The sequence below is a fragment of the Planomonospora antibiotica genome (genome assembly GCF_014647955.1).
Classification (GTDB): domain Bacteria; phylum Actinomycetota; class Actinomycetes; order Streptosporangiales; family Streptosporangiaceae; genus Planomonospora; species Planomonospora parontospora.
This window is the reverse complement of the sequence record NZ_BMQE01000031.1, coordinates 29,660-44,260: the sequence shown is the minus strand read 5'-3', so window position 1 is coordinate 44,260 and position 14,601 is coordinate 29,660. Positions and strand designations below refer to the sequence as shown.

Sequence of the window (14,601 nt, the reverse complement as noted above, 5' to 3'; positions counted from 1 at the left end):
TCTCCGGCTTTCGGACAAGATCGGGCAGGCAGCGGATACGCTCCGCAAAGGCATGGATACGGTTCTTGGTCGGAGGGACGGCAAGGTGAAGGACGACCGTGATGTGCTGCCGCTCAAGGTTCTCGTTCCCATCCCCGAGTACGGACCGTCAGAGGTGGTCGTCGAGCACACCGCACTACGGCTGGTCGTCGCCGACCGCCCCCTTCTCCGATCGCTGAACGACTCCTGGGAGGTCCCCGGGGCCTACCTCCTTCTGGACCGGCCGGACGACGGAGGAATCTGGGGCGCGTATGTCGGAAAGGCCTCGCCCGGCAAGCTCCGCTCGCGTGTCCTCGACCACCTCCGCAACAAGGATCACTGGTATCGAGCCGTGCTGATCCGGCGTGACACCGAGTACGGCTTCCACTCGGCGCAGGCGGGCTGGCTCGAAGGGCGGCTCTACGACCTCCTTGATGCCTCTCCCCACGTGCGCCTGCACAACGGGAACCGGCCGAACGACGAGACGCTTCCCCGGCACGAGCAGACCGCGCTGGAGACCAGCATCGAGCCGATCGTCAGTCTTCTCCACCTCCTCGGGCACGGGGTCGCCACCTCAACGAAGCAGAAGACATCGCGCCGACGAAAGTCCAGCTCTAGCGGGAGGGTCGAGCTCATCGACCTCATCACCGAGGGCCTGCTCTCGCCCGGAGCGAGGATCGTCTCCAGGACCCGTCTCGATCTCGGCCATGCGGAGATCAACGCCGACGGCACGATCTCAGTCAAGGACCAGATCTCCGACTCAGTCTCGGACGCAGCGAACAAGCTATGCGGAAAAGGATCTTGGAATGGCTGGGAGTTCTGGTACCTGGTGACCGACGAAGGCCTAGTGCAGCTGTACACCCTGCGTGAACAGGTGCGGCAGCGCCGGACCAGCGCGAGCCAGTGATCCGGCGGCCTGCCCGGTCGCAGTGAAGCTTGCCGGTAGCCTGCTCCAGTTGTCTCTGGGCCGCGAGCCGTGCCGTGTCCGGTGGTGCAGGAGGTGTACCCCAGCCACTTTCCCTGGCTGGGGTACACCACCTGCGTCACCGGGCCGCTATCGCCAGCCGTAGCCCTTCTCGCCGCCGTGGATGCGGCAGGCCAGCTCTTCCTCGGCCGTGAGGAAGATGACCGGGAGCCGCTCGACGCCGGTGGTCAGGGCCTTGTGGATGCGGTGCCAGCCGTCGATGACCAGCGGGCCACCGCCGTCGGGCACGGGTACGGCGATCACCGGTTCGGCCAGGTCAACACCCTCGGCGTGGTGCTCGTCGATGACGATCAAGGACAGCAGGCCCGCCCAGGTGGCGGGGTCGAGCTGCCTGTCCGGAGTACGGCCCGCCGCGTAGGACTTGGCGGTGGTGACGTTCCATCTCCAGGCCAGGAGCTGGAACATCTCCACGTCCGGGCTCACCTTGCCGGGGCTCGTCTGCTCGGGGCTCACTTGGCGGCCTCCTTCTCGGAGGTGCCGGCCGCCGGAGTCTCCGCGAGCAGCAGAAGCCTTCCGGCGTCGGCGAGGAAGTCGCGGGCGGCGACCCGCCGGACGTGACCGAGGCCGTGCTCGAAGAGCGTGTGTGCCAGGACCTGGTCGGTGAGGCGCTCGGGGATCGGCAGGCCGGGGCCGTTGGTGAGATGGCCGCGCACCCAGGAGCGGACCTTCTGGATCGCGCAGGCGGCGTCCAAGCCGTGCTTGCCGGTCTGGACGGCGACCAGGTTCCACCAGGTGCGCAGGGCCTGGGAGTAGGCGGCGGCGTACAAGTGCTGGACGGTGAGCCGCTGTCCCTGGTGGACACGACCGACCAGCTCGGCGGCGGTCGCCTCGTGGGCGTGGCGGGCGGCGGTGACCGCTTGGAGGAGCTGGCCGTCCAACCCGCCGGGGACGGCGGTGGAGGTAGAGGAATCCATGGTGATCCTTTCCTTTCGAGGTTGACGGGGTGGTGAACCCGGCTTGGGGTACCGCCGAGCGGACGGTGCGGTCATCGGAGCCGCGTTCACGAGGCCGGGACCTAAGCCGGGGTGGTCGAGGCCGAGGTCTGGGCCGGGGCCGGTCCCAGCCGCGTGGCGTGCTCGGCGAGAAGCTGTCCGCTGGTGAGCAGGAACTGGCGGGCGGCGGCGCGGGAGGCGTGGGCCAGTGCATGATCGAACAAGGTGCCCGGCTGGGCGGCGGCGGGCTCGCCGGTCAGGTAGTGCCGCGCCCACGAGCGGACCCGGCGCAGCGCGTGATCAGCGAACAGCTCCTGGGCGCTGATCTGCTCGGCGACCCGCTCCCACCAGGTGCGCAGCGCCTGGGAGTAGGAGGCGTCGTACAGCTGCTTGGAGGTCAGCCGGGTACCGCGCTGCTGGAGCTGGTAAGCCACCTCGGCGGCGGCCACGCAGTAGGTGCGCTGGGCTCCGGCCAGTGCCTCCTGCACCTGACGGCCGACTTCCTCGATCGGGTCGGCCGTACCTGAGCTGGCGGGGGCGGGCTCGGAGGTCGGCTGGCCGGTGATGGCCGTACGTATCGCGGGATAGGGAGCCGTGTGGCGGCCGGTAGGGGTGTCATCCATTGTGATCGTTTCCTTCCTGGTGAGGATGGGTTGCGAGCTGCCCGGTGGCGCGATCGCCCCAGGCGGGGAGACGCAGTGGGATGGGCGGCGGGGTGACGGGGCCGGTGGGGCGCGGGCCAGGCAGGTCCCTCGGCCCGGCCTGCGGGCCGTCACCGCGTCGCCGCTCACGGCCGGTGACCGGTGCCCGCTGGACCAGGGTTCACGTCCGGGCCGGGACCGTGGGCTGGGGCGGCTGCGTGCCCGGCACGGGCGTCGTGCGCCCGCTGGGCGGGGCCGGTGAGGGCCTCGGCGAGTTTCTGCGTGGTGGCCAGGAACTGCTGGGCGGCCTGCCGCCGGGCCTGGGCCATGGCCTGGACGAACAGGTCGCCGTAGCAGACCGGCTGAGAGCGGATGAGATGCTGCTCGGCCCGGTGCCGGGTCTGCAGGATCGCCTCGGCGCCGTCGAGCTCGTCGCCGTGGATCAGGTCCATAACCTGCTGCCACCACAGGCGGACGTTCTGGGCGACGGCGGCGCGGGCGATCTCCTCGGCGGTGAAGCCCTCACCTTCGCCCTCGTCGGCATAAGCGATCTTGCCGAGTGCCTCGCTCCACTCCTGGCTGGCCTGGCTGTGGTGGTCGGCGGCGAGGGTTTCGAGCTGTCCCATGATCTTCTCCTTCGAGAGTCAATAGCGGTGGAATGTCCGGCCCCATCCGCGCCTGTGGGCAGGGGCGGGGCCGTCTGGTACGTGCGGGGTCCGGTACGGCCCGGCGGTGGGCCGTACCGGACGCGGGGCGGTCAGGCGGCGAGGAGGTAGAACGCGCGGGCCTTGAGCTTGCTGTTGGCGTGGTCGTCCAGCAGGGCGCGCTCGGCGCGGACGATGGCGGCCTCGCGGCGGCCGACCACCGGGCTGCGGTGGTCCAGTCGCTCGGTGACGGCGTTGTAGGCGGCCCAGCGGGTGCCCCGGATGGGCTCGTTGGTGGGGGCGTCGGTGAACAGCCACTCCAGCTCGCGCATCGCCGTCTCGTGGTTCTTGCGGGTGAGGTCCTTGGCCTCGGGGTCCAAAGGCAGGAGCGTCGCGGTGAACTGGCGGAACTCCTTGAGGTCCATCGGGGTGGCCAGGAGCTTCTCGGCCTCGGCGGCGAAGGCCTCGCCGTGCCGCCAGGTCAGCTTGAGCGCCTCGCGGGCCTCGTTGATCCGCCCGGCGATGTGGCCGGTGTGGCGGACCTTGAACATGGAGGCGAAGTTGCGCAGCGCGGCGCGCTCGGTGTTGGCGCACACGACCCGGACCGGGGTGGCGACCGTGGTGAAGGAGCCCCAGCCGTCGTGCCGGGAGAAGGCCGCCAGGTACAGGTCGACCTGGTCGAACCCGCCGACCATCAGCGGCTCGGGGAGCTTCATGGTGACGAAGACCCTCCGTCCGCCGTTCAGGGAGCCGCCGGTGTCGAAGATCGCGCCGGACTCGTCGACGAGGGTCTGAAGGAAGTCGGCGACCTCCTCGTTCTGGACGATCTTGTAGTCCTTGCCGACCATGCCGAGCCGCTCCGGGGCTCCGGAGACAGGGTTGGTACGGACGATCAGGAAGTCCTCGTCGGCGGTGACGGGCTGGCCGGTGTCGGGGTCGGTGACCGTGCCGACCGGCACCTTGCGGACGTTCCATCCGGCGAGCTGGGCGTTGGACAGGAGTTCCTCGGCGGTCATCGGGCCGGGGGCGGTGTAGCCGAGCCGGTGCCAGCCGGGCTTTCCGGCGGCGGCGAATCCGGCGGAGCCGTCAGCGAAGATCTCGATCTCGTGGGCCATGACAGGTGCCTCCTTGGGCGTGATGAAACGGACAACATGAGGAGCGGTGGTTGGGGGTCGGGGGTGTTCGGCGAGCCGGACCGGTCCCGGAGTAGGCAAGGACCATCGGTTCGGGGGCGGGCGGGCCGTGTGGCGGCCCGCCCGCGCCGGGGTGTCAGTTGCCGGGGGCCGGGTCGGCGGTGAGGGCGAAGCGGCGGGGACGCTCGCAGGTCAGCTCGGCCTGGCCGAGGTTGACCAGCCGGTCGAGGGCGTTGGCCACCGCGCCGGAGGAACTCTCCAGGACCCGGCCGATCTCGTAGGGGGTGAAGTCCTTGCCCGGGTGGGCGGCCAGGTGGGCCAGGATCCGGTCGCGGAGCTGACCGGGACGGACCACCGCGCCCTCGGCACCGTTCCGGCCGTTGGTGCGGCCGGTGGCGGTGCGGGCCGGGCTGGTACCGGTCAGCACCGCGCGGGCGGTGCGGTGCGCCTGCGCGGTCTTGGCGGTGAACATCTCCAGCCGCCCGAGCGCCAGGATGGGCTCGCCGGTGTCCATCGCGGTGACCGTGCCGAGGATCAGGTCCGCGAGTTCGAGCAGCTCGGCGCGGGCCTGGGCATGGGCCGGGTCCTCGGGCTGGGCGGACTCCTCCTCCGCGATATCCGACCCGTCCTCCTCGGGGACGTCCGGGCCGTCGTCGGCCGGGCCGGGCTCACCAGTGGCCTCGGCCTCGCCGGTCGGCTCGGAGGCAAGATCGGGCTCGTCGTCCCCGGGCGGGGCAACCGGCTCGGCGGAGGTGTCCTGGGCCGGGTCCGCCGAGGTGACATCTCCCGGAACAGGGGCGGCGGTCGGCTCGGGGGTGGGCTCGTGCTCGGTGTCCCCGGACGAGGCAACCGGCTCCGCCTCGGATACCTCGGCCGGGCCGGGCCGGTCAGCGTCGGGCTCACCGGTGGCCTCGGCCTCGCCGGTCGGCTCGGGGGCAAGGTCGGGCTCGTCGTTCCCTGCAGGAGTGATCGGGGCGGCCGGGTCCGGCTCGGTGGAGGCGTCCTGGGCCGGGTCAGCGGGGGCATCGTCACGCGGGGCGGGTGCGGGCGTGTCGGCGATGACGGGGTGCCAACGGTCCGGGGTCCGGCCGCGCCCGTCGTGGCCGCCGGGGACACGGGTGGCACGACCCTCGGCCTCGAGCTGGTTGAGGATCTTGGAGGCGGCTGCGCGGCTCATTCCGGCCACGGCACCGATCATGATGGCGGTTCCGCCGGGGGTGGCCGTCAGGGCGGCCCACAGGGCCTCGGCGCGGGAGTTCGGGCCGGAGGTGGAGTCGCTGTCCGGGTCGGGGCCGTGGGGGGCGTCAGTAGCGGTTTCCGGGGTGATGATGGCGGCCATTGGTAGGGGTCCTTTCCTGTTGGGTTCCGGTAGCTGTTTTGCCGGTCCGGTTTTTGTTGGAGCTCGACCATGTCTCTGGTCGGGGGGCTTTTCAAGCGGTCGGGGAATGTTTTTTCATTACCGCAGCGGCTGGAGAGGCTTGCCTAACAAGACCTCGCCTGAGCTGCGGTTATTCTTCTCAGAAGAGTCGCGAGCTGCAGCTTGACTTCGGATGACCGGTGAGCTCGCCCGTTATTTACGCGAATGCAATCGGCTTCCATGGAGTGGAGGCGGATTGAGGTGGAGGGGAATGGTCGGCGGGCATGTCCGGATGAGGGGAAGCAGCCCGGTGCATCCGACAGGAGGGCACACTCGGCCGGTTGTACCGGTGGCGCGGCGCATTTCCCGGACGTGCGGCGGGGCACGCCCTGTCGCCGCTCCGACCCTGCCCCGGCGAGTAGGTCGGCGGATGGGTCCGGCCCGGCTCCCCGGCAACCCGTCCGCCGGGCCGGGGTGCCGGACGGCGGCCCCGGCCCGTGATCGGGCGGGGCACCGTCCGGCCCCCGGTTTGGGGCGGTCAGCGAAACGCCGGAACGGGGGCGGCGGGCACGTACCCGCCCACGCCCATGACCGGGCAGAGCGGCTCGCCGTCGAGGTGGTGCCAGTGCTGCGGCGGCATGCCCGGTGTGATCGTCCACGGCTGGCCGCGCCGCACCTGCTCCCAGCAAATCGGGCACCGGTAGATCACGTGCGGTTCCGGCCCCTCGGGGATCACCTCGGCGACGTGGCTGGTCATCAACTGACCATGGAGGGCCGGGTGGAGGCCGGGCGTGTCCGCGTCAATGGCGTCCAGGTCCTCGCGAGACATGATGACGAATGCGCCCGCTAGGTGTTTTTCATAATAGTCACCGTCCACGATCCATCCGCACCCGGAAACGGCCACGAGTAGCGTTCCGGCAGCGGCATCGGTGAATTCCTTGACGCATTGTTCCGATACGGTAGGCGCGTACGCCATACCTGCCTCCTTTCGCGTAGGGGAACCCACGTTTTTGCTGGTCAACGCGGGTTTTCGGGGTGTTCGGCTCGGACCGTATCTCGATCTGCCGCCAGCAGGCAACCCGAATCCGCTAACCGCAACGGATGGACCGACTTACCTTTTTGGCCGCCGAAAAGAATCATGGAAAGAAACGGCGGATCAGGTTGACACGAAACGGCCGGTCGAGCGTCCATGGAAGCGCACCGGGAAGCCCCGGAACGTTAATCAGGAAACGAAAGGACGAAACAATGCAGGCACGCAACGCGGTAGACGTGGCCCACATCCGGGAACTGTGGCTCTACGGCACCGGATCGGCGCTGATGTGGAACGGCACCAGCACCGTCATCAGGCCCTGCGCGGCGGGCAATGACGGCAAGCTGCTGGAAATCGCTACGTACGAGGACATACAGAACCTGCGGAAGTTTCGGGTCGAGGCGGGCCTGCCGTCCAACGATGAGGCGATCACCTACGACCTCGCGGACATCCTCGGCGACTACGAGAGGTCATGGGAAAAGATCAAGGAGTTGATGCCGCTGACCGTGCCCTACACCAAGGCTCTCGCCGCTCACGGGTTCCGCCGGTGGGGCCAAGGTGACGGCACCGTCGGGCCGAAGTTCACCCAGCGCTATGGGGTAGGGAACTCCCGCGACTTCACGATCACGGTTTCGGCCACCCCGGACGCCCCCGTGATCATCGAGCGGGACATCAGGGATACGGACGGGCGACTGGTCCGGACGGTTCCCGTGGCCACCGCGCCCCGTGACATGCCGCCCGCCGAGGTGGCCGCCCTGATCGCCGCCGCTGCGCAAACCCCGCCTACCGGTCCCGCTGACGCGCCCATGACCGCCTGACCCCGGACCGGCCTACCGGCCCCGGTGCGCCCCCTACAGGCGCACCGGGGCCGTACCGGCTTCTACCCCGTTTCCCGGCACCGGTTCCCCGGCCGCACTGAGGGACGGGCGCGCCCGTGCCCCTGACCGCCCCACCCGCGCCCCGCCCGTCCGCCCGTCCGGCGGGACAGCGGGACAGCGGGACAGCGGGACAGCGGGACAGCGGGACAGCCGTGCCCCGTCAGGGCCGGGCGCGCAACGAGTCGAACGGGATTCGGCTCGGCCGAGGCTGAACGCGGTTCGGCTCCGGGCAGCCTCGACAGGCCATCGAGGGCGGCCGGCGGGCCGCGCCGGGTGGGGTAGGAGCAGGCGGGCGAGAGAGGGGAAGCAGCGGACGGCGAGCAGCACCGCGAGGAAAACACAGGACCGCATGAGGACGTGCCCGCACATATTCACCGATCGCCCTTAGGCGAGTCGGGCGGCGCAACGCATCGTACGAAAGCAGCCCAGCCTGCAGGAACTTCGCTTTCCCGTCGATGCGGTCTAAGTGGCACCGCCGAACGCCACAGCAAAACACAACACCGGACGCGACACGCAAAATCACCGGGTGAGCAGGCCGAGCCGGGGTGGAGTCTCGAGGCCGGGCACCCCTGGGAAGCAACCTCCCCTTGGTGACGAAGTCCTCGGGCCGGGGCGGTCTGGGGAAGCGTGAGGAAGGCGCTGCTTCCTGCTGATCTCCGCAGCCGGTGCGCGGTCCCTGCCACGCCCCCTCAGCAGCGGGAACCCCGCACCGGCCACGACGATGGGCACCCGTCTCCGCAATGGGTGTCAAGCCCGCCCCGATGATCGGTGACACCAAGACCACAGCAACCGCCCCAGACGCGTTACGGCTGGTGAACGCCCCACGACGGCCCACGTGCCGGTACGGGTGGCCTGGGCGGGCAACACTCCGGCCGGGCCGGGTACAGCCGCCAGCGGGCGCGTCGTGGCCAGCGGGTACGCCACCGGCGGGTCGGCGGGGGCGGGTGGCAACGCGGCGCGCAGCTCCCTCGGCGTGGAGGCCACGACCACGATGTTCTTCCCCCGGACCGCGACCCAGACGTAGCTCAGGACCAGGAAACCCCAGTTGGGATAGTCCCGGCGCAGCCGCTGCAGCTCCTGGCGGGTCGCTTCTTCGAGGTTGTAGGCCAGCACCGATCCCGTGTAGCCGCCGTGACCGTTCATGAAGCGCTGCGCAGGGCGTCGCGCGGGTTCAGGGTGAGTCGCGCCCAGACCGCGTGTCCGACGACCGGGTCACCGGAGACTCCGGTCTTGTCTGCCAGTTCCGCCACTCCGCGCAGCCCGTGCCCGTGCTCGCCGACCTCCGGCCCGCGCGGGACCGCATTGAAGGCCGGGACGCCTTCGCCACCGAGGTCGTGGACGGTGATGCGCGCCGAGCGCGAACCACGCTGCACCTCTACTACGAAGGAGCCGTCCGGCTGGCCGGAACGGGTGTGCAGCAGGGCGTTGCTGACGAACTCTGCCGTGATCCACTCAGCGTCCTCGGCTCGAGGGGTGTCATCCAGCAGCAGCCGGACCAGCCGCCGGGCCGACGCCGCCTGATCGCCCCGGCCGGGGAAGCGCCTGCGCCACAGCAGCGGGCCGAAGCCGCGCCACAGCCGAGAACGGGTGATCAGGCCGGGGCGAGGTTCGGTGAACCTGCTGGTGTCGTCATGGTCGTTCATGGTGGGCCGCCTTCGCGTCGTCCCGGGGATCCGGGAGGGGCCAGCACCATGAATCGACTCGGCGTCCGAATCGAACCCCCACCACTACCCCGCCGACCCTCCACGAGCACCCTCGGCGGCCTGCGGAAACACCCGTCATCGGCGTACCGGCACCCAGCACCGCTGGAATCGATCACCCCATGCAGGCTCGATCAGCTTCGAGAGGCGACATACGATCCGCCCGCCGTTGACCAGCACGAACACCGGAAGGACGAATCGATCATGTCAGGGAAGGGCTACCAGACCCTGCTGGAGTGCCGCCGCCGCGGCTTCCTGCTGCGCGCCCACGGCTTCACCGTCGACCAGATCGCCATCGTGCTCTCGCTCGATCACCCGGTGAGCCCGCTGCGGCTGTACCGCTACGCCGCCGGGCTCACCGCCACCCAGACCGTCACCGCGTTCAACACCTTGGACTCCTCCGGGGCGGCATCTCTACGCGAGAGCAGGCTCTATGACTACGAGCTCTGGCCGGAGGCCGGACGACGTCCTCCGGTCTGGGCGCTTCGGCTCCTGGCCCGCATCTACGGCACCGCCCCCGGCCAACTCCTGTCCGGCGAGGCGCTCGCCGGGTACTCCGGTCGCGACCGGGACGCCCTGCGGGCAGCGCCTGGCCGGGAGGTCCTGACCGGTTCCGCAGATCAGGACCTCCCGGTCTTCAGTTGACGATGCGCTCGTAGGTCCGCCGCGCCTGCCGGCCAGGCTGCTCGTCGATCTCGTTGAGCCGGTCGGTGAGCCGCCGGAACGTCTTATGCACCGCGGCCAGACGGCCCAGCTCACCCTGGATGGTCATGATCTGGCACCACACGACCTCGTCGTACGGGTCGATCCGCTCGACCGCCAACGTCAGCAGATCCAGTGCATGCTCCGGCTCCGTCCGGCGCTCCAGATCAGCCAGGCGCATGATGGCGTTCATCGCCTGGCTGGCGGCGGACTGCCGTAGCGGCAGGCACCACAGATCCTCCCTGTCGGCGAACAGCGGCCCCCGGTACAAGGCGACCATCTGCCGGAGCGCCTGCACCCGCGCCTGGTCATCGATCGCTGTACTGGCCTGCAGGTGCGCCTCCTCAAACCGCCACAGGTCGATGTCGAAGTAGGCCGCGGGCAGGTGGCGGCGTCGACCGGTCTTCACCACGAACTTCATTCCGGCCGACAGTCCCGTCGCCTGCCGCAGCGCGGCGTTGATGTCACGCACCCCGGTCTCCAAGTGCCGGACCCCGCGCTCTCCGGCCTCGTCCGGCCACAACCGCTCGATCACGGTCTCCTGCAGTTCCCCGTCCTTGGAGGCGGCCAGCAGCGCGAACAGGTCCCGGCCCTCGGCTCGGCTGAAGGAGACCGGCCTGCCATCCACCTGCAACTGGGTCACGCCGAACAGCTGACCGGCGGCACGAGCGGTCGGCGCGGTGACGACCAGCTGGCGCTCGGCGGTCGCGACTCCGGCCTCGTGGAGTGGCTCGGCTGCAGCGCCCTCAGCCGGTGCGGGCTCCGGGAAGAACTCGGCGTCCATCTTCAGCGGAGCGGCCGACGGCACCTCGGCGTCGTCAGGCGCATCCCGGGGCGCAGGAGCTGCTGGCGTCTCGCGGCCAGGGATGGTCTTGCCCGTCCGGCCAGCCCCGGTGGAATCCACCGGGACCGCCGCTGGCGCCTCAGCGGGACCGGCCGCCAGCGCCCTGGCCATCGAGAACGTCCGGGCCCGGCGGATGAGCAGCGCGCTCACCAGCGCGACCGCGACACCGAACACCAGCGCCGTGCTTATCGGGGCCGGGGCTGAAGGGGTCTGCAGCGCCGTTTCCCCGAGATTCCCTATGGGCGGCTCGAACACCTTCTGGGGCTCAGGCAGCGCGTGCGCGGATTTCACCGGAGCCGGGCGGAGGCTGGGTGCAAGACGCCACCACGGGTGAGCTGTCGCGTTCGCGCTGGGAGAAAGCATCGGGGCCGGGAACGTGCCCGGTGTCTCTTCCCTGCCTTTACCGATGTCCAAGGCAGGTGCCTCACCCCGATCCGACCGCCCTCTCCCGGGGAAGGGCCACCGCCTGGCTGCTTCCTCGCCGTTGCCCGTCCAGTGAGCGATTCCATCCTTGGCCCGCTCCAGCGGTGCTTCCGTCCTCGGCAGTCTCGGAACGTTGGTGAGCTCTCTGATCCGCGAGCCGCTGTCTTGCCCGCCTTTGACGGCCGGTGGCCTCACCTGAGCTACCGGCCGTCTGGGCGTCTTCTTCTGCGCGGCTGGCACCGTCGTGGCAGGACGACGCCGGAACTCCTCCAGCCTTCCGGCGAAGTCCGGCATCCGGCCGCTGGCGAGATCCTGGTTGACCGCGGCGCACCACTGGTCGATGTCGTAGACCTGGTGAGCCCGCTCGGATACGGGCGGGCAGTAGGGCTCCTGGGCGCCCGCGAGGGCTGCCCCGCCCGAGCAGGCGACCGCTATGGCCCCTCCGGCAACACCGGCTCGAATCAGAAACGAGAGAAACCCAAAGCTTCTTTCTAGTGGAACGACCTTCCCTACGACCACTCGTCACCCCCGGCACCATCGATGTCGTCGAAGCCGACGCTCAATAGAGGTTTATCCGGCGATGATTACTTTCAGGATTCTAGATAACCAAGTTTCCACAAGAAAATAAATCAAGGAAGCAAAAACCTGCGCGCCGCGCGAATCAAGCATCCCCATCCAACAAAAATGGGTCACCGAGAATATAGGCCATCAAGGGACACGCATCCTGCCATCTCAAAGATAAGCCGCGAAGCGTTCGTCAGCGCCTCGCGCGCTAGTCCTGCCAGACGGGAATCATCGCGCTCGCGGCAAGAGCCCCGACCGGCGGAGCCGAGCCCCCCAGCCGCCAGGACCCGTCGGAGGCTCCGATCGCGCATCACACCTGTGCTTCTTGGCCAGCGATCAGACCGAGGTGCTCCTTGAAGGAGCGGCTGAGCGAGCCAAGGAGCATGCGCCCTTTCTCAGGCGTTCCCGCAGATGGGCGGCCGATGATTCCGCTCGGGGTATAGACAGGCATCCCCATGGTCAGCAGGTGCGGACGCGGGCCGGAGTCGTGATCGTCGCTCTCGTTCACCTGACCGACAAGCTCAGGGTAGGCGTGCAGGAGCAGTGATACCTCGAGTTCGCCGGCGTGCATGTCCTCACTCGCGCTCGTCACCAGCCCGGCATCTTGTCGCGCTGCCTCCCAGTCCTGCCGAGCGGGAAACAAGATCATCTCCGGGACAGAGACGTTAGCCTCCTGAACGATGTTAGACAGTACGTAGTTACCGCCGTGTCCGTTGACCAGGACCAGCCGTGTGATTCCCGACTGGCGCAGCGACCGTCGAATATCCGTGATGATCGCGGTCAGTGTGCTGTGGGAGATGCTGACCGTACCGGGGTAGGCCGCGTGCTCGTGGGAGCACGAGATCGTGACCGGCGGCAGGAGGAAGAGCCCGTAGTCGTCGGCGAGGCGCGCGGCGATGACGGCCGCGACCATGGTGTCGGTGGCCAGGGGGAGGATCCGGCCGTGCTGTTCGAAGCTTCCGACCGGGAGGACCGCGACGGTCGGCTGCGCCGCCGCGACGTCGGCGCTCGTGGCAGTGGGCAGCAGATGGCGAGGCCCATCAGGTCTGGCGGTCATGGCAACTCCCGCAGGGCGTGGTCGAACTCGGCGACACCGTGATCCGTCGTCAAGCCTACGAGCAGTCCGCGGACCCGCCGTAGTTCCCTGGTGATCCGTCCGGAGCCGGTGGCGCTCGCGATGGCGAGCGAGCGGTTCGCGACATCGCAGGCGTGTTCGGCGTCTCCGCGGGCCGCGAGCGCTTCGGCGAAATGGGCCAGATACCAGCCCCGATCCCTGAGCTGCCGCTGCGGCAGCGACGGGAGGGCCTGCTCGAACATGGCGACGGCCCGGAGCGGCCTGCCCATCTCCAGCTCGCAGAGGGCACTCTCCAGAGCGACGAACGCCGGTGTGCAGTAGTCGGCATCGGTGTAGTCGGCGTCCGCCTGGTCCGCGTCGGCGAGGGCCCGCTCCAGGTCCCGGGCGCAGGCGACACCGTCTCCGCGTAGCGCGTGCCCTCTGGCGCGTTGGCGGAGTACCACCGCGCGAAGCCGAGGAGGGAGAGAGCCCGCATCAAGGAGGGCGCCCTCCGCCAGCTCCAGCGTCAGAGCGGCGTCGCGGTCCTCCGCCGCCTGGTTGCTCTTGCGCATCAGGGTGTAGGCGGTCATGAGCCTGTCGTCGCTCTCCCGAGCCCACTTCAACGCCATGTCGGTCCAGTACGACGCCGCGATCACGTCCCCGAGGTCCTGGGAGAGCCAGCCGGCGAACTCGGCGAACCGCGCCCCGACCAGCAACAGGTCCGCACGCGTGTCGCCCTGCGCTCGGGGGATCACCCTGCGGAGGTGGGAGAGGTGCCCGCTGACGGCATCGATCACCTGGAGCGGCCCGAGTTCGTTCTCGGCGGCGGCGTACTGGCGGAAGACCGCGTCGAGGAAACCGGCGGTCCGGGCCGGCACGAGCGGTGTCACCAGATCCGGGGACAAGGCAGCCCATGCGGGAGGCTTCCGTCCGTAGGGAATCGTCCCCGTGCGGTCCGGCCCCATTACCGGAGACGGGTCAGAGCCGGGCCGGACCACCCGGACCACTCGGCGGGCGGGAACGAGCGGCTCAGAGAACGCGCCACCGTCCGTCACCGCGGCGTGGTACTCGCCTCTGTCCGCCTCCGGCATCGCCGCCAGATCCTCGAGGTCGACCAGCTCCACCCACGCCACCCCGTAGATGCGCGCCAGGATCCGCAGTGTCCGGACGGTCGGACGGGCACCGCGCGAAGGCCACTTCTCGTAGTCCCAGATCCGCCCCTTGCGCATCGGCGCCCTCGGATCGTCCAGCAGCGTGTTGAAGCGGGCGGCGACTTCGTCCAGGGACAGTCCGCACGCCAGCCGCCACGCTTCCCGAGGTCGGCACCCGCACTCGCGTACCAGTTCCTCATAGAGCTTCCGGGTGAGCCGCTCTCCGCTGAAGCCCAGCACCGCCAGCCGGGCGCGGAGCCGGTCCCGGTGGAGCTTGCTACCCGGCTTGGGTCCAACCCCCACGACGACCTCTCTGTCGATCGGAGACCTGTAAGCGTCCAAGTCTTCCCGGAAAGCCATCGGGACGCATCCTGTGGTCCGACCGATGCATACGGATACGGACAGCCGATGAGTACTTTTCTCGATCTCGCCGGAGAAACCCCTGCTCAGATCCGCGAGAACACCGGACAAAACGCCTGCGCCACCGGGGACGATCACGAGCACCCCGGCCGGGATGCTTGAGGCGGGACGGAACCGTGAACGGA

15 protein-coding genes are annotated in these 14,601 nt (G+C 69.5%); 3 read left to right on the top strand and 12 right to left on the bottom strand.

Annotated features, from left to right (window positions below; all coding sequences use genetic code 11):
* Positions 1 to 52 precede the first annotated feature (52 nt).
* Complete coding sequence (locus tag IEZ06_RS24640) at positions 53 to 925, top strand: restriction system modified-DNA reader domain-containing protein (protein ID WP_189239057.1); 873 nt, start codon at positions 53 to 55, stop codon at positions 923 to 925.
* 147 nt (positions 926 to 1,072) lie between these two features.
* Here the strand turns inward: IEZ06_RS24640 and IEZ06_RS24635 are convergent, their stop codons facing one another.
* From IEZ06_RS24635 to IEZ06_RS24605, 7 genes are all read right to left on the bottom strand, one after another.
* Positions 1,073 to 1,456 carry a hypothetical protein gene (locus tag IEZ06_RS24635; protein WP_189239056.1) on the bottom strand — a complete coding sequence of 128 codons (384 nt, stop codon included), beginning with the start codon at positions 1,454 to 1,456 and terminating at the stop codon, positions 1,073 to 1,075.
* Positions 1,453 to 1,917, bottom strand: a complete 465-nt coding sequence (locus IEZ06_RS24630; protein ID WP_189239055.1) for a hypothetical protein — start codon at positions 1,915 to 1,917, stop codon at positions 1,453 to 1,455. The genes IEZ06_RS24635 and IEZ06_RS24630 overlap by 4 nt, the downstream gene beginning before the upstream one ends.
* Positions 1,918 to 2,018: 101 nt before the next feature.
* On the bottom strand, positions 2,019 to 2,558 hold the full coding sequence (locus IEZ06_RS24625) for a hypothetical protein (protein WP_189239054.1): 540 nt from the start codon (positions 2,556 to 2,558) through the stop codon (positions 2,019 to 2,021).
* Positions 2,559 to 2,722: 164 nt separating this feature from the next.
* The gene (locus IEZ06_RS24620; protein WP_189239053.1) at positions 2,723 to 3,202 is read right to left on the bottom strand and encodes a hypothetical protein; all 480 of its coding nucleotides are present in this window, start codon (positions 3,200 to 3,202) and stop codon (positions 2,723 to 2,725) included.
* A 131-nt stretch (positions 3,203 to 3,333) separates the two neighbouring features.
* Positions 3,334 to 4,335: a DUF932 domain-containing protein gene (locus IEZ06_RS24615; RefSeq protein ID WP_189239052.1), complete on the bottom strand. Its 1,002-nt coding sequence runs from the start codon at positions 4,333 to 4,335 to the stop codon at positions 3,334 to 3,336.
* Between the two features lie 154 nt (positions 4,336 to 4,489).
* Entirely contained in the window at positions 4,490 to 5,692 is a 1,203-nt protein-coding gene (locus IEZ06_RS24610; RefSeq protein WP_189239051.1) for a hypothetical protein, read from the bottom strand.
* A gap of 556 nt (positions 5,693 to 6,248) precedes the next feature.
* Complete coding sequence (locus IEZ06_RS24605) at positions 6,249 to 6,686, bottom strand: hypothetical protein (RefSeq protein WP_189239050.1); 438 nt, start codon at positions 6,684 to 6,686, stop codon at positions 6,249 to 6,251.
* A 269-nt stretch (positions 6,687 to 6,955) separates the two neighbouring features.
* Here IEZ06_RS24605 and IEZ06_RS24600 point away from each other — a divergent pair, with 269 nt between their 5' ends.
* Positions 6,956 to 7,558 (top strand): hypothetical protein, encoded by a 603-nt coding sequence (locus tag IEZ06_RS24600; protein ID WP_189239049.1) that lies wholly within the window; start codon positions 6,956 to 6,958, stop codon positions 7,556 to 7,558.
* Positions 7,559 to 8,365: 807 nt separating this feature from the next.
* On the opposite strand, the gene IEZ06_RS24595 is transcribed toward IEZ06_RS24600, so the two are convergent.
* Positions 8,366 to 8,761 carry a hypothetical protein gene (locus tag IEZ06_RS24595; protein ID WP_189239048.1) on the bottom strand — a complete coding sequence of 132 codons (396 nt, stop codon included), beginning with the start codon at positions 8,759 to 8,761 and terminating at the stop codon, positions 8,366 to 8,368.
* The gene (locus IEZ06_RS24590) at positions 8,758 to 9,261 is read right to left on the bottom strand and encodes an ATP-binding protein (protein ID WP_189239047.1); all 504 of its coding nucleotides are present in this window, start codon (positions 9,259 to 9,261) and stop codon (positions 8,758 to 8,760) included. Before IEZ06_RS24590 ends, IEZ06_RS24595 begins: the two co-directional genes overlap by 4 nt.
* Before the next feature lie 261 nt (positions 9,262 to 9,522).
* Between IEZ06_RS24590 and IEZ06_RS24585 the strand changes: the two genes are divergently transcribed.
* On the top strand, positions 9,523 to 9,963 hold the full coding sequence (locus IEZ06_RS24585; protein WP_189239046.1) for a hypothetical protein: 441 nt from the start codon (positions 9,523 to 9,525) through the stop codon (positions 9,961 to 9,963).
* On the opposite strand, the gene IEZ06_RS24580 is transcribed toward IEZ06_RS24585, so the two are convergent.
* The 3 genes from IEZ06_RS24580 to IEZ06_RS24570 form a co-directional block, all read right to left on the bottom strand.
* Positions 9,956 to 11,119 (bottom strand): AfsR/SARP family transcriptional regulator, encoded by a 1,164-nt coding sequence (locus IEZ06_RS24580; protein WP_189239045.1) that lies wholly within the window; start codon positions 11,117 to 11,119, stop codon positions 9,956 to 9,958. The genes IEZ06_RS24585 and IEZ06_RS24580 overlap by 8 nt on opposite strands.
* A gap of 1,042 nt (positions 11,120 to 12,161) precedes the next feature.
* Positions 12,162 to 12,908 (bottom strand): creatininase family protein, encoded by a 747-nt coding sequence (locus IEZ06_RS24575; protein ID WP_189239044.1) that lies wholly within the window; start codon positions 12,906 to 12,908, stop codon positions 12,162 to 12,164.
* Positions 12,905 to 14,560, bottom strand: coding sequence for an NsdA family TPR-like regulatory protein (locus tag IEZ06_RS24570; RefSeq protein WP_189239043.1), 1,656 nt, complete (start codon positions 14,558 to 14,560; stop codon positions 12,905 to 12,907). The genes IEZ06_RS24575 and IEZ06_RS24570 overlap by 4 nt, the downstream gene beginning before the upstream one ends.
* Positions 14,561 to 14,601 lie beyond the last annotated feature (41 nt).